General features: G+C 46.0%; 18 protein-coding genes and 1 pseudogene. 9 read left to right on the top strand and 10 right to left on the bottom strand.

Annotated features, from left to right (window positions below):
• Positions 1-69: 69 nt before the first annotated feature.
• Complete coding sequence (locus L5M51_RS13530) at positions 70-3,354, top strand: S41 family peptidase (RefSeq protein WP_263173289.1); 3,285 nt, start codon at positions 70-72, stop codon at positions 3,352-3,354.
• A 106-nt stretch (positions 3,355-3,460) separates the two neighbouring features.
• Here L5M51_RS13530 and L5M51_RS13525 read toward each other — a convergent pair whose 3' ends face one another.
• The 5 genes from L5M51_RS13525 to L5M51_RS13505 all read right to left on the bottom strand — a co-directional run bounded on the left by L5M51_RS13525 (position 3,461) and on the right by L5M51_RS13505 (position 7,044).
• On the bottom strand, positions 3,461-3,901 hold the full coding sequence (locus L5M51_RS13525; protein WP_263173287.1) for a hypothetical protein: 441 nt from the start codon (positions 3,899-3,901) through the stop codon (positions 3,461-3,463).
• Between the two features lie 224 nt (positions 3,902-4,125).
• A complete protein-coding gene (locus L5M51_RS13520) occupies positions 4,126-4,563 on the bottom strand; it encodes an OsmC family protein (RefSeq protein WP_028760789.1) in 438 nt (145 codons plus the stop codon).
• An 87-nt stretch (positions 4,564-4,650) separates the two neighbouring features.
• Positions 4,651-5,001, bottom strand: coding sequence for a DUF3325 domain-containing protein (locus tag L5M51_RS13515; protein ID WP_113940646.1), 351 nt, complete (start codon positions 4,999-5,001; stop codon positions 4,651-4,653).
• On the bottom strand, positions 4,998-6,668 hold the full coding sequence (locus tag L5M51_RS13510; protein ID WP_263146112.1) for a PepSY-associated TM helix domain-containing protein: 1,671 nt from the start codon (positions 6,666-6,668) through the stop codon (positions 4,998-5,000). Before L5M51_RS13510 ends, L5M51_RS13515 begins: the two co-directional genes overlap by 4 nt.
• 1 nt (position 6,669) lies before the next feature.
• On the bottom strand, positions 6,670-7,044 hold the full coding sequence (locus L5M51_RS13505; RefSeq protein ID WP_263173285.1) for a DUF3649 domain-containing protein: 375 nt from the start codon (positions 7,042-7,044) through the stop codon (positions 6,670-6,672).
• A gap of 428 nt (positions 7,045-7,472) precedes the next feature.
• Here L5M51_RS13505 and L5M51_RS13500 point away from each other — a divergent pair, with 428 nt between their 5' ends.
• Together L5M51_RS13500 and hpf are read left to right on the top strand one after the other, a co-directional pair.
• Positions 7,473-9,041, top strand: coding sequence for a methyl-accepting chemotaxis protein (locus tag L5M51_RS13500; RefSeq protein ID WP_263173282.1), 1,569 nt, complete (start codon positions 7,473-7,475; stop codon positions 9,039-9,041).
• A 248-nt stretch (positions 9,042-9,289) separates the two neighbouring features.
• Positions 9,290-9,646: a ribosome hibernation-promoting factor, HPF/YfiA family gene (hpf, locus tag L5M51_RS13495; RefSeq protein ID WP_028760784.1), complete on the top strand. Its 357-nt coding sequence runs from the start codon at positions 9,290-9,292 to the stop codon at positions 9,644-9,646.
• A gap of 93 nt (positions 9,647-9,739) precedes the next feature.
• Here hpf and L5M51_RS13490 read toward each other — a convergent pair whose 3' ends face one another.
• Both L5M51_RS13490 and L5M51_RS13485 read right to left on the bottom strand, forming a co-directional pair.
• On the bottom strand, positions 9,740-10,390 hold the full coding sequence (locus tag L5M51_RS13490) for a response regulator transcription factor (RefSeq protein WP_263173280.1): 651 nt from the start codon (positions 10,388-10,390) through the stop codon (positions 9,740-9,742).
• Between the two features lie 30 nt (positions 10,391-10,420).
• Positions 10,421-11,614 carry a sensor histidine kinase gene (locus L5M51_RS13485; RefSeq protein WP_263146120.1) on the bottom strand — a complete coding sequence of 398 codons (1,194 nt, stop codon included), beginning with the start codon at positions 11,612-11,614 and terminating at the stop codon, positions 10,421-10,423.
• A gap of 183 nt (positions 11,615-11,797) precedes the next feature.
• Between L5M51_RS13485 and L5M51_RS13480 the strand changes: the two genes are divergently transcribed.
• Positions 11,798-12,307, top strand: a complete 510-nt coding sequence (locus tag L5M51_RS13480) for a DUF2141 domain-containing protein (protein ID WP_219234069.1) — start codon at positions 11,798-11,800, stop codon at positions 12,305-12,307.
• A 14-nt stretch (positions 12,308-12,321) separates the two neighbouring features.
• Positions 12,322-13,986 carry a carotenoid oxygenase family protein gene (locus L5M51_RS13475; protein WP_263173276.1) on the top strand — a complete coding sequence of 555 codons (1,665 nt, stop codon included), beginning with the start codon at positions 12,322-12,324 and terminating at the stop codon, positions 13,984-13,986.
• Between the two features lie 65 nt (positions 13,987-14,051).
• Here L5M51_RS13475 and L5M51_RS13470 read toward each other — a convergent pair whose 3' ends face one another.
• Entirely contained in the window at positions 14,052-14,774 is a 723-nt protein-coding gene (locus L5M51_RS13470) for a YebC/PmpR family DNA-binding transcriptional regulator (protein WP_028760779.1), read from the bottom strand.
• Positions 14,775-15,209: 435 nt separating this feature from the next.
• On the opposite strand from L5M51_RS13470, the gene L5M51_RS13465 reads away from it, so the two are divergent.
• Both L5M51_RS13465 and L5M51_RS13460 read left to right on the top strand, forming a co-directional pair.
• Complete coding sequence (locus L5M51_RS13465; RefSeq protein WP_263146127.1) at positions 15,210-16,778, top strand: methyl-accepting chemotaxis protein; 1,569 nt, start codon at positions 15,210-15,212, stop codon at positions 16,776-16,778.
• A 332-nt stretch (positions 16,779-17,110) separates the two neighbouring features.
• The gene (locus tag L5M51_RS13460; protein WP_028760777.1) at positions 17,111-17,335 is read left to right on the top strand and encodes a TIGR02922 family protein; all 225 of its coding nucleotides are present in this window, start codon (positions 17,111-17,113) and stop codon (positions 17,333-17,335) included.
• 176 nt (positions 17,336-17,511) lie between these two features.
• Here L5M51_RS13460 and L5M51_RS13455 read toward each other — a convergent pair whose 3' ends face one another.
• Positions 17,512-18,093, bottom strand: coding sequence for a TetR/AcrR family transcriptional regulator (locus L5M51_RS13455; RefSeq protein WP_263146130.1), 582 nt, complete (start codon positions 18,091-18,093; stop codon positions 17,512-17,514).
• A gap of 133 nt (positions 18,094-18,226) precedes the next feature.
• On the opposite strand from L5M51_RS13455, the gene L5M51_RS13450 reads away from it, so the two are divergent.
• Positions 18,227-19,294 (top strand): alkene reductase, encoded by a 1,068-nt coding sequence (locus L5M51_RS13450; protein ID WP_263146132.1) that lies wholly within the window; start codon positions 18,227-18,229, stop codon positions 19,292-19,294.
• A gap of 71 nt (positions 19,295-19,365) precedes the next feature.
• Here L5M51_RS13450 and L5M51_RS13445 read toward each other — a convergent pair whose 3' ends face one another.
• A complete protein-coding gene (locus L5M51_RS13445; protein WP_263146134.1) occupies positions 19,366-21,783 on the bottom strand; it encodes a Lon protease family protein in 2,418 nt (805 codons plus the stop codon).
• Positions 21,784-21,974: 191 nt separating this feature from the next.
• Here L5M51_RS13445 and L5M51_RS13440 point away from each other — a divergent pair.
• Positions 21,975-22,130, top strand: a pseudogene (locus L5M51_RS13440) (IS110 family transposase); the annotation flags it as partial.

Genomic DNA, 22,130 nt, shown 5'->3' with positions numbered 1-22,130 from the left:
AAATCTGCTAGCAAAATCTCGTAGTAAAGAGTCTATTGCTAAAAAATAACAATAGGATAGAGGTCATACATGAAACTTCGCCATTCTGTCGCCTGCTGTATGCTTGCCCTAGGCACATTAACAGCGTTCCAAACCATCGCTGCCGATGCGGTGAGCAATCAAGGGTATTACCGTGCGCCCGCGTTGCACGATCAAACCTTAGTCTTTACTGCAGAAGGGGATTTATGGACTCAGACCTTAGGTCAAAAAGCGGCTACTCGCTTAACGAGTTTACCTGCGGAAGAGCTAGGGGCGACTATTTCGGCCGACGGTAAGTGGGTTGCTTATGTTGCCAACTATGAAGGCGCGAGCGAAGTGTATGTGATCCCCATTACGGGCGGTGTGGCTAAACGGGTGAGTTTTGAGAATAGCCGTGTACGAGTTCAGGGCTGGACTGCCAAAGGCGAGATTTTATATTCTACCGACACTGGTTTTGGTCCTGCTAATAATTGGATGCTGCGCAGCGTCGATCCTCAAACCCTCACCACTACAGATTTACCCTTAGCCGATGCGGTCGAAGGTGTGATTGATGATCGCAACGAATACGTGTACGTCATCCGCTTTGGTCTGCAAGTGACTGGCGATAACGCCAAAGTGTACCGTGGCGGCGCAAAAGGCGAATTATGGCGCTTTAAACTCGGCAGCAAAACCGAAGCACAGTTGCTCAGCGGCCAACACGACGGCTCAGTGCGCCAACCTATGCTATGGCAGGACAGACTCTATTTTATCAGCGACAGCGATGGCAACGACAACCTCTGGTCGATGGCACTCGATGGTTCAGATGCAAAACAGTTGACTCAATTTAAAGATTGGCAAGTCCGCGGTGCGCGGATGGACCAAGGCAAAGTGGTATTCCAGTTAGGTGCGGATATCCATGTGTTTGATATTGCGGCCGCTAAAGACTCGTTACTCAATATTGAACTCACTTCTGATTTTGCCGAGCGCCGTGAGCATTGGGTAAAAGATCCTATGGATTACGCTTCTTCGACTAATTTTGCCCCCGCTGGCGATAAAGTGGTGATTACCGCCCGCAGCCACGTGGCGATCGCGGGTGTTGATGGATCGCGTTTAGTTCAAGTTGCACTGCCGGGGACTTATCGCGTTAGGGAAGCTGTGTTGAGCCAAGATGGCAAGTCGGTTTATGCGATTAGCGACATGACAGGTCAGCAGGAAATTTGGCAATTCCCTGCTGATGGCAGCAGTGGCGCTAAACAGTTAACCAAAGACGGTCATACTTTAAGAATGAGTCTTAATTTGTCCAGTGACGGTCGATTTATCGCCCATGACGATAACGATGGTAACGTTTGGCTGCTCGACTTAAAGAAAAATACTAATCAAAAAATAATCACTAACGGCGAGGGACTTGGGCCTTACGCCGATATCCGCTGGTCCGGTGACAGCCGTTTTATTGCATTAACTAAGTCGGAAATCGGTAAACAACGTCCGCAAATCGTCCTGTATTCTGTGGATGAAAATAAGGCCGAGATGCTCACAAGCGACAAATACGAGTCCTATTCGCCAACCTTTAGCAGTGACGGCCAGTGGCTATATTTCCTATCGAATCGCCAATTCAGCGCAACACCAAGTTCACCTTGGGGCGATAGAAACATGGGCCCTGTGTTTGATAAACGCAGCCAAATTTTTGCCATCGCACTGGTCAAAAATGCCAAATTTCCCTTTAGTAAACCCAATGAACTCGAATCGAATCAAGTTGAAAAAACCGATGCTAAGGATAAACCGAGTCCAGTGAAAATCGATTGGGCGGGGATCTCTCAGCGTTTATGGCAAGTGCCTGTCGATTCAGGCAATTACAGTAAGCTGCGCGTCGTCGATGATAGACTTTATTTGTTAGATCAAGCTATTGGCGACGATGTCGCACCTAATTTAATGACCATCAAATTTGACCGATTAAGCCCCAAAGCCGAGGTTTTTGCCGAGGACATTGGCCAATATGAGGTTTCTGCCGATGGTAAGAAGCTGATGCTACGCAAGCACAGTAATGATAAATCACTCCTGATTGTGGACGGCGGTGATAAATTAGGTGATACGGATAATGCCAAAGTGCAAACGGAACAATGGCAGTTAGCGATTTATCCCCAGCTTGAATGGCAACAAATGTTTGAAGATGCTTGGTTGATGCACCGAGAATCTTTCTTCGACAAGAAGATGCGCGGCCTCGATTGGCAAGCCACTAAGGCTAAGTATCAGCCTTTGCTCGATCGCCTGACCGATCGTAACGAACTGAATGACATCTTCATGCAAATGATGGGCGAGTTAGATTCTTTGCACTCACAGGTGCGCGGTGGTGACATACCTCAAGATCCCGATGCGGCTAAAGCGGCAAGCCTTGGCGCGCGCCTACAACAAACTGCAGATGGCGTTAAAATTGCGCACATTTACAGTAACGATCCTGAGTTACCTGCTAATGCATCACCGTTAAATCGTATCGAAGTCGATGCTAAAGAAGGCGATATGCTGTTGGCTATTAATGGCACGCCAGTAGTGAATGTGGCCGACGTCACGCGTCTTCTGCGCAATCAACAGGATAAGCAAGTATTACTACAGCTTAAGCGTGGTAGCCAAACCCATAAAACCATCGTCATGCCCGTTAGTGCTGTGGTGGACAGTCAATTACGTTACTTAGATTGGGTGAGCCATAATGCGGCTGTGGTCGAGGATGTAAGTCAGGGCAAGATGGGTTATTTGCACTTATATGCCATGGGCGGTGGTGATATTGAAAGTTTCGCCCGTGAGTTTTATGCCAACTACGATAAAGAGGGTTTGATTATCGATGTTCGCCGTAACCGCGGTGGCAATATTGACAGTTGGATTATCGAGAAGTTACTACGCCGCGCTTGGGCGTTTTGGCAACCGACCCACGGCACGCCAAACACCAATATGCAACAAACCTTCCGCGGTCATTTAGTGGTGTTAACCGATGAACTGACCTATTCCGACGGCGAAACCTTCTCCGCAGGGATTAAAGCACTCGGTATTGCGCCCTTAATTGGTAAGCAAACGGCAGGTGCGGGTGTGTGGTTATCTGGGCGAAATGCGTTGACCGATAAAGGGATGGCGCGGGTGGCCGAGTATCCACAGTATGCAATGGATGGCCGCTGGGTGCTTGAAGGCCATGGCGTAACGCCGGATATTGAAGTTGATAACTTACCTTTCGCTACCTTTAATGGCAAAGATGCGCAGCTTGAAACTGCAATAAGTTATTTGAAGGATGAGTTGGTTAAACAGCCAATCCCAGCCTTAAAAGTGCAACCTTTGCCTGTAAAAGGTATGGCACAGGATATTAAAGCTAAGTAATTGATATTTAAATTCAGTATTTAACCGAAATTTAAGGTATCTCGGCTAGCATGTCCGCGTACAAAGTTAGGGTGTTGTCTCTTGGTTCCCGAGACAACACCCATTTTTATGCCCATTCATTAATACTTCTATTCCCATTTTTACTTGTTTCCGCATAGGTTTGCATAGTGTTCACTTGCTGTTGTTGGGCAAGGTGATTCACTGTCATTGCTCTCGCGTCTTCGTTATGGCTTAGATAATAGGCCGTTGGTGCTGAAATCCCTTGGCTCGTTCCTGTCGCTAAATTGGTCATGTCGGCGATCACTTGATACTTCATCTTCGCGTGTTTCAATTCGACTAAGGTTTCTATGTTATCCCTCAGTGCTGGCATTTCTGCTGGTTTTTGCGTATTCGCCGCCAATTGTTTTGCATCGTTAGAAAGCGTTACTGTATCAGTTGACGCGGGTGCGCTGGTTTGAACGGCATTGTTAACTTGTGTGAATTCAGCAGTGGAGACATTTTTTTGTGGGCTGACAGACGGGGAATTTCGCAGTGGTTGAATGTGCATCTTTTAACTCCAACAGATGATACCAAGCTAAGATTGGCTTCTATCGTACTGTTTAAAAGCTGGACCTGAGCTGAATAATGGTGAAAAGTTAGACTCTGTGGATGGTTAGGTGGCGCGGATAATTCGATGATAGCAATGATTCAGACAGCTATTAATTTACGGTGCGGCAATAAAAAAGCCCGCTTAAGAAAACCATCAGCGGGCCATAAAGATCTGCTCAAATCCTAAAACTTGATTTGAATATCTGTTGCTAAACTATTAGCGATAAAGCAATTTGCATGTGCTTTCTCGTGAATTTTCTCAAGGGTTTCTTGGCTGACTTCGACCCCTTCAGCGAAAATGACCTTAGGATTGAGCACCATCTTTGTCACGGCCAACTTGCCCGCCTCGTTTTTACCCAGCTCTGCAGTGGCATTATCCACATAAGAGGTTACAGGTAAGCGCTTAAGATGCGCAATCGCTAGAAAGGTCAACATATGGCATGAGGATAATGCAGCCAACAGGCTTTCCTCTGGATTGACATTTTGCCCATTGCCTTTGTATTCCGGTGCCGACGAGGCTTGAATCGTCTGGCCGCTGCCAAAGGTAATACTGTGGTCTCGACAAAATTCGCCTTCTTCGGCGGGCGAGGTTTGCCAGTTAACCGTTAAGTTAAAGCCCATTATTTTCTCCTATCTGAAGGACATCAGGGCACTATAGCCTAGCGGTGCTCACTTAGCCATGATCGCCATGCCAGTGTTAGCTGGACATTAGATCCCAGCACTCAGTAATAGAGTGCCAGTGAGCACGCTGCCAGTGACGATTCCTATCGGTAAATGGCGCGGGCTGTAGCTTAACGTTAGGATGACCAGCATTGCCGCGAGGGAAATTATTCCCATAAACAAAATGCTCCCGTAGGCCCAGCCCTGATCGCTCGCGCAGGCACTTAAGCTAAATGCTAGTAGTAACCAAGCAAACAAGGTTAGCAAACGACTTTGCCATTGTGCTGGTGGACGATTGAACACATCCTTGAAGTGACCAAATTTAGCTAAGGCAAACAGGGCGAGGGAAAGATAACTCAAACCTAAGATCCCAAGTAGGGGAATAAATTCTGGCATCATGATTTGGCTTCCTCCAATGAAGATGACGAGCTAAGGTCGTTGGCAAGGGATGTTTGGGATTCGCTTCTACGTGCATTTTTTGCTTTTTCTGGGCGTTTAGTGGAGGCCTTAGCAATCAAAGTCACTCTTTTACTGGCAAATAGCATAGCGCCACCAAGTAGCACTGCGAGCACGTCAAATCCGACTAAAGCCCATTGATGGGATTGGATATTGTCGATGATATTGCTTGGTGATGTGAAGGCATTGAGCACGGGCAGCGCACAGCACAAAATCCCTGTGAGTCGTAATGCGGTTTGCCACTGGCGACGTGAACGACCCAAGAAAGCCCAAACTCCCATTGCCGCTAACGCGATAAAGAAACTGTGAACTTCCCATTCAGAGCGGCTTGCAAAACTTGTCGATAAGAGACGATTGGCGTAAAAGAAGGCTACAGTGCCTAAGGGTAATCCTAAGATAAACATGAAGTTTAACCCTTCAACTAAACGTAATCCAAAGCTTGGTTTCTCGCCCTTATCGATCAATTTTTGCTGTTTTTGACGTAGACGAATGGCCCACATCAAAGTGCCTGTCGCGATCATAGCGCAGCCTAATAAACCGCAGAAAAAGAATAAAAATCTTAGCAGCGGTGCGGCAAAACGTGCCGTGTGCAGCGACATCATAGTATCGTAAGTCGCGGATGCTCCAGAGGCTTCGTGCGGGCTGGCATATTTAAGCTCACCATTTACCCCGTTGAATATCAAAATATTGGCTTCATCGGTCACATCTTTACCTGTGTTTTGGTAAAAGGTCACTTGGCTATTTTGATCTTTAGGGTATGACACTATCACTTGCTTAATTGGCGCATCGCCCCATGCGGCTTTCACTTGAGGTAGTAATTGGCTCAGTTGCACCTGTGGCGCACTAATCCCCGCGGCTTTCTCGGTTTGTCTGGCGGGATTAAGTTCTTTTAAAAAAGTTTGGTTATCACCCGAATAGGCGGTATTAACCGTCCATGGGATATAGATAAGCATTAGGGTAATAAGCCCTGTATAAGTGATCATCAAATGGTAGGGTAGGGCGATGACAGAGCTCACATTGTGCGCGTCTAGCCAAGAGCGAGCGCCTTTATCCCGTCTAAAACTGAACAAATCTTTGAAGATCCGTTTGTGGATCACTATGCCACTGATAAGGGCGATCAGCATAAACATAGTGCAAACGCCGACGATATAGCGGGCTGTAATAGCGGACATATAGTGCAAGTCAAAGTGCAGACGATAGAAGAAATCACCGCCGCGACTCTCACGCACTTCAGAGATCATGCCGCTGCCATCTGCTAAGGCTACATGTTCTTCAGTCTTGCCACGACGCTGACCTTTTTCTGGTGGCAGTTGCCAGCTAACGCTTTGAAAGGGGGTTCGTTCAGTTGGAAAACCTATCATCCAGCGCTGCGCTGTTGCCGGCGAATGCGCTTCTATGTAACTTTGACCTTTATCTAATTGGTTTTCGAGGGTATCGGCTCGGTAGTCTTGATAAACCCCTTTGTGTAATTCGGGTTCATTCCAAAGGCTGATCTCATGGCGAAAATAGCTCAAGCTACCCGCAAAAAAGATCAACAATAATACCCAACATACCAGCAAGCCTGCCCAGGTATGTAGCCAAGATAAAGTTCTAAAAAATGTTTCTTTCATCTTATTGCCCACATACCTTGATCAATCCAAAACATAACAAACTCACTAAGCCTAAATCTCGCCACGCATGCCAAGTTTTACGCACACAAAAGGCATAAATAATAGCGATGGCATAAAACAGGAAAGCTAACATATTGGCCGTTATCGTGCTTTCAAAGCGCGGCATAGGTAGTACTAATGTCAGCAGGCAAGCTAAGGTTGCAGCAGCAACATAACCCGCCAGTAGAGCGGCACTCGCACGGGTAAAGACTTTGAAGGCAAACTGCGATTGCTCTTGCTTAAACCATTGCACAATTCCCCGCGAAATCAGCGAGAACGAGCGCATTTGGGTTGTAGAAGATTGCGTTGAGGTTTCAAACGCGGGTGTATTAGACATAAGTGCCACTTCTCATTTCGAGCCAATATGGGTCTGTTATGGCTATCCGCTACTGTTGATTCTGCAAAGTGTGCTTGAGCTTTTTGGCTTAACGACGAATGCATTTCTATAGCAGTAGATAGCTAACCGCGAGAAGTATAACTTAGTTAATCCAAATGATAAACGATATCATTTAGATTCGAATGTGAATTTGTGATCTTAAGCTGATCTGCTTTAGCGAGTGTAGGGTGACGAGTTTAACGTATGTAGCGTAACGAGCGCCCTGTCACAATTGTTTGTTTTTATTTGTTGATATGTGTTTAGTGGTTACTGCTTGTTTAGCATTAGGTTAATTTTTATGCTGCCAATGTGAGCTTTATCAATTTTGATAGGCGACGGTTTTGGCAGAATGCGTTATCTTTTTTACCGAGACCTAGCCTGATAACCCTATGCATAAAAATTCTACAAATGGTGAAACACACCTGTCAGATAATGCGATTTTACTATCAACGACGGATCTGAAGGGAAACATTAAATATGTGAATCAGACCTTTTCGCAGATCAGTGGGTTTAGTGTTGCTGAGTTGCAAGGGAATCCACATAATATAGTGCGCCATCAAGATATGCCTGCGGCTGCATTTAAGATCCTCTGGGAGCGAATTAAGCAGGGCAAGCCTTGGATGGGGATAGTTAAAAATCGCACCAAAACGGGCGGCTATTATTGGGTGAATGCCTACGTCGCGCCTGTGTATGAAGATGATAAAGTTCATGAGTATCAATCTGTTCGTCGCCAAGCTACCCCTGAGCAGATTAAAGCCGCTGAGAGTATTTACAGTGATATTAATCAGGGCAAGCAACCTAAAGTGTTGCGTAAAGATAGGTTAGGTTTCAGTGGCAAAATACTGCTGGCCATGTTGGTTTCGATTACGGCTACGGCGATAATTGCCAGTTATTCCCCCATAGTTGCCGCGATGGTGGGAATGAGTCTCGCGTGCCTAGCATGGTATTACCTGATGCAGCCGCTGCAAAAGCTTGTGTCTATGGCAACTAACATTATTGACGATCCCGTCGCTACGGGCGTGTACACCGGCCGCCAAGATGAGATCGGTAAATTAGACCTCGCCCTACGTTTTTTGATCACTGAAATTGGTGGCGTTGTTGGCCGTATGGCTGATTCTGCCAGTGAGATCCAAGCACAAAGTGTCAGCCTTAAACAAACCATTACAAACACTTGGGAGCATGCCGATAGTCAGAGTGAACAAACCACGCAAGCTGCGACTGCGATGGAGCAGATGAGTGCCAGTTTTGCTGAAGTAACGGGAAACATTCATCGCACTGCCTCGGAAATGGTGTCGAGCCATGAGGCGGCTCAACGCGGGCATTCTCGTTTAGAAACGGTTATTGATGCGATACATCAGTTAAGTGTACAAGTGAGCCACTTTTCCGATGTTGTACAAGCTATTGAACAAGATAGCAGTGCGATTCACCAAGTGCTCGAAGTCATACGTGCCATTGCCGACCAAACTAACTTATTAGCCTTAAATGCGGCAATTGAAGCGGCACGGGCAGGGGAGAGTGGTCGTGGTTTTGCCGTGGTGGCCGATGAGGTCAGGCAGTTATCGAGTCGTACTAGCCAATCCACCTCGCAAATTGAGTTAATTGTTAGCCGTTTTAGGGAAAGCACTCAAAGGGCGACCTCGACCATGATGGCGGGGCAGGAACAGGTAAAACGTTCGGTAAGCTTAGCGCAAGATGCGAGTGTGGCTTTTGGCGAGTTGCTTTCATCTATTTCGCGAATTAATTCTTTGAGTGATGATAATGCGGCGGCGATGACGCAGCAGACTTCGGTGGCCGCAGAAATTAGCCGAGCCATCCATGTGATCAGCGACTTGGCTCAGCAGAGTTTAGAGCAGACGCTCGATGCGGCAGCGCGGGGTGATCAAGTGTCGCGTTTATCGACCAAGACGCATCATTTGTCCCAACAGTTTTGGCAGCAGAGTGTGCAACGTAAATATTAAGCGTATTTACCTTATGTCGTATTGCATTTTGTGATTGATTTATTATTAATGCCTGTTTATAAATCAATCACTTAATCATGTTTTTCTCGCTGTTTTATTTTTGACTTCTTGATGGAGGTCACATTTAGGAGATGCTAATACCTGAGTTGACCGAAATATTTGCCAATAACCCTTGTGTTTTATCCTGCATGCCCCAAGCTCTATTAGTGAAGCAAAAATAAAAGTAATGACACTAAAAGGGACAACCTATGAAAATAAATATTTCTGGTCACCACGTCGATGTTACTGATTCTATTAGAGAAGATGTTAACGAAAAATTTGCAAAAATCGCCACCCATTTCCCCTCTCTGATCGCACTGGACATTATTATTGCGAAAGAGCATGGCGAGTATCAGGTTGAGCTTCGTACGAATTATGAAGGAAGCCGTATTTCTGCTTCAGGTACCGATGAGGTTATGTACCCAGCAATCAAAGCCGCATCGAAAAAATTAGATGCAGCACTTAAGCACCGTAAAGGTCAGCTAAAAGCGGATTTGCATGAAACCCCGAGCTGTACAACGCCAGCTATTGCCCATGAAATTATCCAAGAGATGGATCTTCGTTAGGTTTTAGCCATAACTCATCGCTTTAGATGAGCACAAAAAGGGCCTTAAATGGTCCTTTTTGTTGGCAATCGGGTTTGGTTTAATGCTAATGGGTTAAATCAATGCCAGTTGTAATCCCTTGAGCACAGCTTGGGTACGGTCTCGGCAATCGAGTTTAGTGAGTATGTTAGAGACATGATTCTTCACTGTGCCCTCGGCTAAAAATACCGCATTGGCGATTTCCTTGTTGGAGAAGCCGCCCGCCATAAAACTGAGAATTTCCCGCTCCCGTTCCGACAATAATTCATTTCTAGTTACCCCAACGCTAGGTGTAGGTTTAGGCTCACTCATCTGTTTGAGTACCGAAGGCTCTATCAAGTAGCCGCCTTTGGCGACGGTTTCGATGGCGTGCAGTAACTTGTCGAGTGACACGTCCTTGAGCAAAAAGCCGTTGGCTCCCGCCTGTAAACTATTGAGGAATAACTCACTGTCGTCGAAGGTGGTTAACATGATGACAGGTAAGCGATTGGCACTTTGCCGTATCTGTTTGAGCATGGCGATACCATCAAGATTTGGCATACGGATATCACTGAGCAGCACATCGACGGGATTGCTGGCAAGCTTTTTGAGTGCATCTTGACCGTCTTCGGCTTGCCATAACACGCGAATGTTGACGGAAATAGCGAGCAGGCTAGCGATCCCTTGGCGAACCAATTGCTGATCTTCCACTAAACCGACACTGATGATGTTGTTTTGCATATCCATAGCTATTCCAAAGATTTTTTTAATAAAAAGTTAAGCGAGTGCTGGGAGTGTGAGGGTGAGTTGGCAACCGGACGCCGAGTCATTTGCCCTTAACTCCAAGGTGCCATTAAAGGGTTGTAGCCTTTCCTGCATGCCGCCGAGCCCAGTACCGAACTGCCCAGTGCCGAACTGTCCTGTACCGTTTAGCCCTGTGCCGCTTTTAGCTGATGCGTTTCGCGCGGCTCCCCGTGTTAGCCCCATGCCGTTGTCGCTTAGTTGCAATACCAGCGCGCTTTGGGAGTCTTGCATGCTCAATTGCAGTTGATTCGCCTTGCCGTGACGAACGGCGTTGCTGATGCCTTCATGCAGCACTAACAGTAGTGCCTGAGTCAGTTCGGCTGATTGCAGTGGCTTCATCCCTTTGCAGTTAAGAGTCACGTTGGGTAAGCGGGTCATCAGTGCCTCTAAAGGTGGGACTAAATCCAATCCGACTTGCACTCTTTGCGCCCTGACGACGGCGCGAATACTTTCAAGTAGCTCTTTAGCTAAGGATTTACTTTGGTTAACTTGAGGTTTGAGCTCCTCGGGCGCTGTATGGCTTAGTACTTCCAATTGCAGGGAAAGCGCTGTGAGTTGGTGGCCGAGAATGTCGTGCAAATCGCGTGATATCCTTAATCTTTCTTGCTGTTCGCTGGCTTGGCTCAGCAGCGCGCGAGTGGCAATAAGTTGTTGGTTTAGCTGTTCTTGTATCAAACGTGATTTACGTTCAGAAAGCCTTGCTTGGCTACTGCTGTAGGCAAAGAATTGAAAACCAAGATAAATCAAAATATTGAACACATTGCTTTGTTCATGCAATTGCCATTGCTGCAGTAGGTAATAAACAACATTGACCAACACTAGCTGTGAAATGGCTTGGCGACGACTAAAAAACTCAGGCAACAGTGACGCCCAAATGACGAAGAGGATAGGCAGTAATGCGTTGTTTGCTGTGAGCATTAAGCTCATCACGGTCAACGGCATCACTAGCGTGGTTATGCGGCGAAGTTGAATATTATTATGCGCAACTTTATCGGTAGCTATCAGTATAAATTGCACTAAATACAGCCCATAAAGTGTTACATTGAGCATGCCTTGCCATGTATGTAATGCGGCTTGGTTTATCCCAACCCAAGCGACTAATGCCCAAGTGAGCACTCCAGCGGCAATCAACATGTTTTCTTCTTTCGCTAATCGATTTTCTAGCACGAATGTCTATTCCTTAATCCAATTCTGCCGACCATTCTAGGGTATCACCGCCAGATGTCACTATGCCAAAAGTCATGTTGTTATCATTTTGTTTCATGACTTTTGGCACCTGTTTTTCGTCCTGTGATTTTTTAAGCTAACTCCATCGCAGTTACTTATGAGCGCAAATAACAGGAGTAAGACATGAAACACGTGAACTCGGCTATGACAAAAACACAGTTTTCCCAAGCTAATAAGACGAAAAGGGCGTTATCAGCGATTTGGGGCGCAGGCTTAGCTTGCTCGCTCTTGTCGGCTGGAAGTGTGTCGGCAGGAAGCATGTCGGCTGAGAGCCAGGCACATACCTTGACTGTCGATATCGATAATATTCAAGTACAAACCGGCGCCTTGATGGTTGAGCTTTATGCCAATGCCGAGGATTACGCTGCAGGCCATAATCCTAGCGCGTCTATGATAAAACCCGTCACTAAGACAGAGCATAGGCTGGTATTTAGCGATCTCGCCGATGGCCAATACGCGGTAAAGGTCTTTCATGATGAAAACAACAATCACAGTTTAGATACCAATATGTTAGGTGTGCCGAGTGAAGGCTATGGCTTTAGCAATAACGCCGGCAGTTTTGGACCTGCGAGCTTTAAAGACGCCAGCTTTAGTTTGCAGGCCGATGCTCAAATCACTATACACATTCGCTAAGAGGGGGCTGCACCATGGATAGACGTCAATTTCTAGCAGGCTCAGCCGTCCTAATGACGACCGCTGTTTGGGCCAATTCAGTGGATAAGTTATTGGCGCTGGATAGCGCACAAACGGTCGCACGTGAGCCTTGGGCTATTGGATTTAGTGGTGCTGAAGGTGACTATCAGCCACTGACTATGCAGGTTTCGGGTGAGTGGCCAGCGCAGTTGAGTGGGAATCTATATCGTAATGGGCCAGCGAAAATGTCTCGGGCAGGTAAGGCATATCAGCATTGGTTCGATGGCGATGGCATGGTGCAACAGTTTAGTGTGAGCAATGGGCAAATTCAGCATCAGGCCAAGTTCATCCAAACAAAGAAGTTTAAAGTCGAAGAGGCCGCTGGCGCGTTTAAGTACACGACCGCAGGCACAGTGATCCCCAATGCTTTACCTATTCGAAATAACGATGACTTGAATGTGGCCAATACCAGTTTATTGCCGCGCCACGGCGAGTTGCTCGCTTTATGGGAGGCGGGGTCACCCTATCGACTCGATGCTCAGACCTTAACCACGCTTGGTGTTAAAAGCTTTGGCGACAAGTTTAAGGGTTTACCCTTTTCCGCCCATCCACTCGATGATGGACAAGGTGGACTATGGAATTTTGGCGTCTGGTATGTCGGTGGTGAGAAGCAATTACTTGTGTATCAAGTGGCACCCGATGACAGCATAGCCAGAATGGAAGTGATTGAATTGCCACAGGCGAGTTACTTACATGCCTTCGCGCAGAGTGAGAATAAGCTGGTGTTTTACATTTCATCCTGCGTGTATGAAGAGGGCGAAACCTATGTTGATGCCTTTAAATGGCGCCCCGAATTGCCATCGCAATTACTAGTCATCGACAAAGCTGATTTTAGCGTGCGCCAGTTATACCTGCTACCTGCGGGATTTGTGTTTCACTTTGGTCAAGCCATTGAGAAGAATGACGAACTTTCTGTGCAGCTTTGCCTCTATCCCAATTCAGCTATTTTAACCCAAGGGATGAAGGGGTTACTGACGGGGGAGCGTAAAACTAAGACACCCCATGCAGAGTTAGTGACTATCACAGTACCGCTCACAGTACCACTCACAGCAGCTAGCAAAGCGCAGTTTGCGGAGACCTTGTCTTTCTCTGCACGTATTAAGCGCAGCGGCGTGATGATGGAGTTCCCCCAGTTTTCGCAGCACATTATGAGTAAGAAACAAACTAGCGGTGAAAAAGCGTTTGCAGAGAAAACAGGTGGGGCTTCGGCGTTTGCTCCGTTATTTGGCGTTGGAGCAAGATCAGATTCAGCTGTTAACTCTGGCTCCAGCTCTAACTTTAAATATGAAGCAGAATCTGACTCTGAATCAGGGCTAAGTAACACTCTGTATTGTATTCATAATGCAAAAGACAGCAGCAAGCACAGTGCGGATACACTTGGCGACGCGAGCTATAGCGCGTTTTATCTTGGCAAAGGCAAAATTGCCGAAGAGCCGCTCTATATCCCCGCCACTGAGCAGCACGAAGCCTATTTACTGATGACTTGGCTCGATTACCATAATGCACAGTCTGGTTTGTCTTTGTTTCGTGCCAGTGATATCAGTGCGGGCCCCATCGCTTCAGCTCAAATGAACAGGGTATTGCCACTAGGGTTTCATGGCTGCTTTATTGAAGCTTAATATTTTGATCTATAAATAAAAAACGCAGCTCTTGGCTGCGTTTTTGTTTCAGGCGAAAGAAACGTTTAGTCATCAATTTCCGCATTGTGATAGACGTTTTGTACGTCGTCACAATCTTCAAGTGCGGCAATAAACTTTTCAAACATAACGACATCTTCACCTTCAACTTTAGTCATGTCCTGCGGTACGAAGGTGATATTGTCAAATTCAAAGTTAACCTCTGGCATCGCTTCGGTCAGCGCTGTTTTGACTTTAAAGTACTCAGTGTGCGGCGCGTAAACTGTGATTAAGCCATCTTCCAGCTCAACATCGCTTACATCAACGTCAGCCATCATCAGCAGTTCTAAAATCGCATCTTCGTCATCACCCGCAAACACGAACACGGCTTGATGATCAAACATGTGGCCAACTGTACCAGGGCCGCCGAGTTTGGCATCGTTTTTCACGAAGGCTTGACGCACTTCGGTGAAGGTACGTTTTACGTTATCGGTTAAGCAGTCAACAATGACCATGCAGTTGCCAGGACCAAAACCTTCGTAACGGGCGGTATCGTAATCTTCACCACCGCCGCCTTTGGCTTTTTCAATTGCGCGTTCAATAACATGCGCAGGCACTTGGTCTTTCTTAGCGCGTTCAATTAAGCGACGCAGTGATAAGTTTCCATCGGGCTCAACGCCGCCTTGCTTAGCGACAACGTAAATCTCTTTACCGTAGCGTGAATAAATGCGGGTTTTTTGACCGGCTGTTTTCGCCATGGATTCTTTCTTGTTTTGATATGCTCTGCCCATCTTGATCTCGTTAGCTCAAAAAAATTGCGCCGATATTAGCAGTTTTCTTGGCATAAGTGCAGTCGTCCCTATGTGATTTATTACCTAGAAGGCGACGGGGCACGCATTTCAGGGCAAAGTTGGTTTTATCAAGGAAGATCCGCTTTTAGATAGGCTAGGACTATATCGCGATAGATTAATACTAATGTCTAATGCCATACGCTCGTGAGACTGTTGATGATAGCTAACTTCTACTTTGTTTATTTAGCGAGATAAATTATCTAGCTTATTCAGAGAAATAGACTAAAACTATAAATCTTGAGCGCTATCATAGTTAGCCCTCCCTCGTCAGTTGTAAGCAATAGCCGCTGTAATTGATACCAACTGAACGAAGGCTAATGATTCGACTCTTAGCATTTCCCTTTCATTTTTACCTTGCGCAGTTACGGGAAGTATATGGAAATACAGCACAAAATTTTAATTTTCATCAGTTTCATACTGGTCACTCTAGGGAGTTTATTACTTGAGGGACTGCATCTTCCGAGTATTGTGCAGGCGTTGATCTTGGGCGTTCTTGCCTGTGGCTTAGTGGTGTGGGTGTGTTTGCGCGCATCTAAGGCTAAGCTCGACACCGATGAGGCAAACATTAAGGCATTACAAGAGCAAAGCATTCCCGCCCACGACATTAGTGTGCAAACCAGCAAAATTGCTATCGGTTCGGCTGAGGTGTCGCATTTTATTGATTTATTGAATAAATCAATTGAATCAAATGGCGAGCATGCCAGTGCCATTGCTGTTGCTGCAGGGCAATTGAGCCACACTACGGCCCAACTTGGTGATAATGCCGCCGATATTTTAGGCCAAGCTCAAGAGGCTGAGCGCGTTAGCGTGCAGGGACGAAGTCAAGCTCAGAAAGGTGTTGCGGCTATTCGTTCACTGAGTACGGATATTGATACTGCCGCTGAGCAAGTGCAGGCGCTTAAATCAAGAGCCGAAGAAATCCAAAAAATTACCGAAGTGATTAACTCCGTTGCCGAGCAAACTAATCTGTTGGCGTTAAATGCGGCCATCGAAGCGGCTCGTGCGGGAGAGCAGGGTCGAGGTTTTGCGGTAGTGGCAGACGAAGTACGCAGCCTTGCGGGTAAAACCGCGGGTGCAACCCAAGATATTGGCAAAATGCTATTAGAAATCCGCAGTGAAACGGATAAAACTTCTGGGCTGATGGAAAGGGTCGTAACGCAAACCGCCGATGTGGTCGCGGCTATGGGCGAGTTAGACGCGCACTTCACTGAGATTTCGGCTTCTGTGACCCAATCGGCCCATGCCTTAGGTGATATGGAAGATTCACTCAAACAATATAACAACACTACTAACGACATTAGCCGCTCGGTGACTCAAATACGTGACTCGTTAAATTCGACGGGTAAACAGAGTCATAGCGTATCCGAGCAGGCCTTTACTTTATCCTTGACCACTGAGGGTATTTTTAAAGCGCTGTCTAAATGGGATACACAAACCTTCGATCAGCAGGTTCTGCAATTGGCGAATGTTGCAGCTAAAGCGTGCGGTGACAAGTTAGCACAAGGTTTAGCCAGTGGCAGTTTTAGCGAGGCTGATTTGTTTAATCCTAAATACCAACCTATTACCAATACTCAGCCGCAGAAATACAGCACGGCTTTCGATCGTTATACCGATCAGCATTTTCCAACAATTCAAGAGCCCATTCTGGCAAAACACAGCGAAATTATTTATGCGGGAGCCGTTGATAGGAAAGGTTATTTTCCGACCCATAATAAACGCTTTAGCCAAGCACTGACAGGCAAAGTTGAGGTTGATATGGTGCACAATCGAACCAAACGCTTGTTTAATGATCCGACAGGGATCCGTTGCGGCGCCCATACTGAACCTGTGCTATTGCAAACTTATAAACGCGATACGGGCGAAGTGATGCACGACTTGTCGGTACCCATTTTTGTAAACGGTAAACATTGGGGCGGATTTCGAGTGGGATTTAAAGCTAAGTAGATTACTGATAACTCAAATTTAGGTTATTTACTCTAAAAAATGCATAAAAACGCATCTTTATTTGTGTCTTATATGTGATCGATAGTGGGTAATTGATTAACATAATAGAAATAGATTGGCATCTTTTTGCCGAAGTGCTTAAATAGCCCAAGGTGTACAGTATAAGACAGTATTGTATCCAATAAAAAATCATAAAATTTGAATAAGACCTTAAGCAATTGATTTAAAATGTTTAAAATATCTTTCTGGATATTTTAAAATGTTAAGGACAGGGAGCTCTCTTGCGACGTAAATATAACGCAGTAGATGCTGCTTAATGTGAGTTAAATGTGATGCAAGCAAATCAAGCGACTGTAACTGTTTTATATTATGATGCGCCCGTAGGGTTAATTATGCACAACGCCGTATTAGGTAATTTGCCAGTGAGTGAAGCTGGGCGTGTGATGATACCTGCAAGTTTCCGCAAGGGAAAATCTATCATTGCTGTACTTGAAGGTGAGTGTAAGATATTGAATTCATTAGGCGAGCGAGTGTTTGCTCAAGCTAATATAGGTTAACATTTTAAACTAATCGTCATTCTTGGGACGAATAATTCGCTTTGCTAAATTATCGTCCCGACATCTTCTGCAAAAATTCTATTCAATACATCTATTTCTATTAATGTTAGCGCTTGTTCGCCTAATCATATTCGGTTAGTCATTCAGATATTTACTGTCCCACAAATTAACGCACTTTAATGGCAGACTTCTGCCATTAATTGGTCTGCAAGGTACTGTAAGGTTTCGGCATTAGGATGGGTGTGGGCGAAGGTTCTTAAACCATAAATTCCCATCATTAAATATTGGGCTCTTTGCTCGCTGCTGCGATTGCCTTGGAGGAGTCTTTGTAACGTTGCGGTGGCAAATTGTAGTGTGAGTGCTTGCTGCCAAGATTGTAGATACTGATTGATGATGTCCCGGATCTCAACATCTTGCTCTGCAATTTCATTTAACGCTTTTGTCAGTAAGCAAGCTTGGGCGCTATCGCAACTCAGACATTCAATAACGAGATGATCTAAGTAGGTTTTCAAATTAGTCAGCACATTCTCGCCATTGCCGAATAGATTGTTGAATTGCTCGTTTCTGTCGAGTTGATATTGCTCAATGGCCGCGATTAATAACCCGCGTTTATTAGTGAAGGCACAGTAAATCGACCCCGGATGTAATCCCGTGGCTTGAGTAAGATCTTGCATGCTCGTTTTGGTGTAACCCTTGTGCATGAAGGCGGCCATAGCGCCGCGAAGTACCTGTTCTCGGTCGAACTCTGCATTACGCATCGAATTTAATTCACTTGTATAGAAACGCTTAGGCCAGATTCTACCTAAATTTGAACAAACATTCAAAAATGAACTTGAATGATCGTTCAAATAATAATATCTTGAATGCATATTCAAGAATGGAACTGAGAAAATGACCACACAAACCACGCCAAATTCATTGGAAAATCTGTTCGATACCTACTCACTTAATGACACTATTACCTTAAATAATCGTATTTTAATGGCACCTTTAACCCGTTGTATGGCGGATGCCGATTTAGTGCCGACCGATGATATGGTTGCCTATTATGCACGCCGCGCCGAAGCGGGTTTGATCATCACAGAGGCGACTATTATTCGTCCCGATGCTCAAGGTTACCCAAATACCCCTGGTATTTTTACTCAAGCGCAAATTGCTGGCTGGCGTAAAGTGACCGATGCGGTACATGCCAATGGCGGTAAGATTTTTGTGCAGTTATGGCATACGGGCCGCGTCGCTCATCCACACTTTTTCGGTGGTGGCGATGTGCTTGCGGCATCAGCGCAGAAAATTGAAGGCAGCGTGCCAAGAATGCGCGAACTGACTTATGTCACACCAAAACCTGCCACACTTGAGGATATTCAAGGCCTAGTGCGTGATTACGCCAAAGCGGCGGAAAATGCCATTGAAGCTGGGTTCGATGGCGTCGAAATCCACGGTGCAAATGGTTATTTGATTGACACTTTCTTGCACCATGACAGCAATCGCCGCACCGATGAATACGGTGGAACACCTGCCAATATGTCCCGTTTTGCGCTTGAGGTTGTCGATGCTGTTGTGGCTTGTATCGGCAAAGACAGAACCGGTTTACGGATTTCTCCAGGGGCTTATTTCAATATGGCGGCAGATAGTCGTGACCGCGAAGTATTCGATTACTTCTTGCCTGAGCTGGAATCCCGCGATATCGCTTTTGTACATATTGGGATTTTCGATGACAGCATGGAATTCGATTATCTTGGTGGCAGAGCTTCAAGCTATGTGCGCGCACACTATGGCAAAACCTTAGTGGGAGTTGGAAGCTACAGCGCTGAAACCGCCAGTGAAGCGATTGCGGCGAATAAGTTTGATTTGATTGCTATTGGTCGCCCATTCATTGCCAATCCTGACTATGTTGCTCGCGTTCGTGATGGCGTTGAACTGGTTCCTTACAGCGATGACATGCTAGCAAGCTTAGTGTAATTTCATTTAATAGCTTTATAAAGAAAGGGTTAGCATTGGCTAACCCTTTTCGTTTATCTCGTGCCTTTTATTTAATCCGTTTTAACTAAGGATCTGAGTGCGGTGAGCTTTTGCTGAGCGATGCCAAAAATGCTCTCGGGAGAATATTGCCCTTGGCTAGGTGTGGCCGTTTGCGACAAACTTCCTGCGGTTTTACCAAGCAGCAATTCCATGGCTTGAGTCACATGGGTAATAGCCCAAATATGGAATTTCCCCTGTGCCACTGCATCGACAATGTCTTTGCGCAGCATAAGGTTGGCCATGTTCGAGGCCGGAATAATCACCCCTTGCTCCGGCGTACGGCCTTTTATTTTGCAGACATCGAAGAAGCCTTCAATTTTTTCATTCACGCCGCCAATGGGCTGAGCCTCACCAAATTGGTTCATCGAACCTGTGATGGCAATATCTTGCCTAATTGCTTGCTCGCTAATAGCCGAGATAATGGCGCAGCATTCGGCCATTGACGCGCTGTCACCGTCCACACCGCTGTATGATTGCTCAAAGGTGAGGTAAGTGGTGAGCGGGATTTGCGCCGTCTTACCTAAAACTGAGGCTAAATAAGCGGTTAAGATCAACACGCCCTTAGAATGGATCCGGCCTCCAAGTTTGACTCTGTGCTCGATATCCATCACTTCACCCTTACCAAAGGCTGTGGTTGCTGTGATGCGATTGGGCATACCAAACTGATGATCTGAGGTCGAGATGACGGATAAGGCATTGATTTGCCCAACCACTTTGCCCTGAGTGCTAATCAAGGTCGTGCCGTTGGTAAAGCTTTGCATTATGTTGTCGTGAAGACGCGAGACTCTTTGCTCTTGATTTCGCAGTGCTTGCTCAACGTGCGGCACTAAAATTTGCTGACTGCCTGCCGATTTAGCGCAGTAGTTTGATTCCCGCAGTAGGTTGGCAATATTGGCCGAGTGTAGCGACAGTTTTTGTTGGTCTTCGGCTTCCCGCGAGCTGTATTCAATGATGCGCGCTATGGCGGCGCGGTCGCAGTGCAGCATGTTGTTGTCGTGAACTATGCTCGAAATAAAGCGGGCATAGTGCGCCTCAGAAGTTGAGGTTCTGTCCATCACATCTTCAAAATCGGCGGTAACGCGGAATAACTCACTGAAGTCAGGATCATAGTGCTGTAACAGCTGATAAGTTTCATGATCGCCAAACAGAATAATTTTCACATCTAAGGGGATAGGCTCAGGCGCTAATGAAATAGTGCCCGACAGTGACACTTCCCGCTCGAGTGAGCTTAAATCCAGTTTGCGTGAACGCAGGGCGCGTTTTAACCCGTCCCACACGTAAGGGCGTTCTAACACTTTTACCGCATCCATCAATAACACGCCGCCGTTAGCTTTGTGCAGACTGCCTGAGCGGATAAGTGAGAAGTCGGTGAACACTGTCCCCCTGAAGGTAGCATTTTCCACATAGCCAAATAGGCTGTGATAACTTGGGCTTTCTTCTACGACAATAGGGAATTTTTGAGTCCCTTGAGCGACCAAAACGTTAACTTGGTAGCGGCGGGGCATTTTCTTTTCAAGGGAAGCGTAGGCTAGGCCCAGTTGTTCTTCACTTTCTTCTAAAAAGATATCTAAATTGTCTAAGATATCCGCCTGCATACCGGTTAAGAAAGTCCGCGCTTCGGGCTGGTGCTTGAACTTATCTTTGAGTGGCTTAATAAAATGGATTAATACTTCTTTGGCGACTTGTTCGTCATGCTCTTGCTGCTTGTCGCTGAATTCTTCTTCCCATTCAGTGATTTGGCGAATAATACCGCGCAGTTTAACTTCTAGGCCATTGATATTACTTTCAAATTGACTACGTTCAGTCTCTGTCAATGCTTCGAATGAAGCTTCGTCATGGGGTTCTTCACCATTGAGCGCTACCATTTGATAGTCGCCCTGCATGGTTAAACTGAGGCTGATGCCTTTTTGTTTTGCTTCTTCGGTTAATTCAGTGAGTGCGACTTCTTGTTTCTGTGATAATTGGCTTTTGAGCTTTTCGGTGCGGGCATAATACATTTCATTATCAAAGGCTAAAGGCATAGCTTTGACAAGTTTAAGCATCAACTTTTCGACGGCTTTTTTAAATTCAAGCCCAGTCCCTGCACTCAGTTTCAGCACTTTAGGGCAACGGGTATCATCGAAATTAACCACATAGCACCAATCGTACAGGGTATGGTCGTTTGGCTCGTGACGGCTTAGGTAACGCAGCATCATGGTCCGTTTGCCGAGGCCGTTCTGACCTATGGCGTAGATGTTGTAACCCTTTTCTTTAATTCCCATTGCAAACTCTACCGCTTGCTGGGCGCGTTCTTGGCCGACAATATCATTGAGAGGTGTGAGTTCTGCTGTCGATTGGCAATCTGTGCTTAATTGGTCGAGTTCGCAAATGCGATATAATTGTTTACTGTTGAGCAGGGTAGCTTGGCTTGATACGACGTCAGTGGGCATAAATATCCTTGGTTTTTCAGCCTTATTATTTCCATTGTAGACAATAAGATAGCATTTTTGTCAATCAAAACCCTGTTATTGCTGATATATGTCTTTAGGGATAATGGAATGGACCCATCCACTTTTAATCGGCCTCGCAATGGGCCACGATGTAGTCGCTAAAACTCATCAGAAAGAGGACGGGTCCACCTATGAAGATTACTACAATCGGTTTAGATATCGCAAAGTCTGTTTTTCATGCTGTTGGTGTCGATAAAGCAGGCAAGTTAATCAAAAAGAAAATGCTTAGACGCAAAGACTTGCTGCCCTTTGTCGCGAAAATTGAGCCTTGCCTTATCGTTATGGAG

Source organism: Shewanella sp. SM73 (genome assembly GCF_025653795.1).
GTDB classification, from domain to species: Bacteria; Pseudomonadota; Gammaproteobacteria; order Enterobacterales; family Shewanellaceae; genus Shewanella; species Shewanella oncorhynchi.
The sequence above is the reverse complement of the archived record's forward strand: the minus strand, read 5'-3'. Positions and strand labels throughout refer to the sequence as shown.

What these genes read in the sequence shown, in the direction of transcription:
- L5M51_RS13530 (WP_263173289.1), top strand. Translation starts at nt 70, where the DNA reads ATGAAACTTCGCCATTCTGTCGCCTGCTGTATGCTTGCCCTAGGCACA.
- L5M51_RS13525 (WP_263173287.1), bottom strand. Translation starts at nt 3,901, where the DNA reads ATGCACATTCAACCACTGCGAAATTCCCCGTCTGTCAGCCCACAAAAA.
- L5M51_RS13520 (WP_028760789.1), bottom strand. Translation starts at nt 4,563, where the DNA reads ATGGGCTTTAACTTAACGGTTAACTGGCAAACCTCGCCCGCCGAAGAA.
- L5M51_RS13515 (WP_113940646.1), bottom strand. Translation starts at nt 5,001, where the DNA reads ATGATGCCAGAATTTATTCCCCTACTTGGGATCTTAGGTTTGAGTTAT.
- L5M51_RS13510 (WP_263146112.1), bottom strand. Translation starts at nt 6,668, where the DNA reads ATGAAAGAAACATTTTTTAGAACTTTATCTTGGCTACATACCTGGGCA.
- L5M51_RS13505 (WP_263173285.1), bottom strand. Translation starts at nt 7,044, where the DNA reads ATGTCTAATACACCCGCGTTTGAAACCTCAACGCAATCTTCTACAACC.
- L5M51_RS13500 (WP_263173282.1), top strand. Translation starts at nt 7,473, where the DNA reads ATGCATAAAAATTCTACAAATGGTGAAACACACCTGTCAGATAATGCG.
- hpf (WP_028760784.1), top strand. Translation starts at nt 9,290, where the DNA reads ATGAAAATAAATATTTCTGGTCACCACGTCGATGTTACTGATTCTATT.
- L5M51_RS13490 (WP_263173280.1), bottom strand. Translation starts at nt 10,390, where the DNA reads ATGGATATGCAAAACAACATCATCAGTGTCGGTTTAGTGGAAGATCAG.
- L5M51_RS13480 (WP_219234069.1), top strand. Translation starts at nt 11,798, where the DNA reads ATGAAACACGTGAACTCGGCTATGACAAAAACACAGTTTTCCCAAGCT.
- L5M51_RS13475 (WP_263173276.1), top strand. Translation starts at nt 12,322, where the DNA reads ATGGATAGACGTCAATTTCTAGCAGGCTCAGCCGTCCTAATGACGACC.
- L5M51_RS13470 (WP_028760779.1), bottom strand. Translation starts at nt 14,774, where the DNA reads ATGGGCAGAGCATATCAAAACAAGAAAGAATCCATGGCGAAAACAGCC.
- L5M51_RS13465 (WP_263146127.1), top strand. Translation starts at nt 15,210, where the DNA reads ATGGAAATACAGCACAAAATTTTAATTTTCATCAGTTTCATACTGGTC.
- L5M51_RS13460 (WP_028760777.1), top strand. Translation starts at nt 17,111, where the DNA reads ATGCAAGCAAATCAAGCGACTGTAACTGTTTTATATTATGATGCGCCC.
- L5M51_RS13455 (WP_263146130.1), bottom strand. Translation starts at nt 18,093, where the DNA reads ATGCGTAATGCAGAGTTCGACCGAGAACAGGTACTTCGCGGCGCTATG.
- L5M51_RS13450 (WP_263146132.1), top strand. Translation starts at nt 18,227, where the DNA reads ATGACCACACAAACCACGCCAAATTCATTGGAAAATCTGTTCGATACC.
- L5M51_RS13445 (WP_263146134.1), bottom strand. Translation starts at nt 21,783, where the DNA reads ATGCCCACTGACGTCGTATCAAGCCAAGCTACCCTGCTCAACAGTAAA.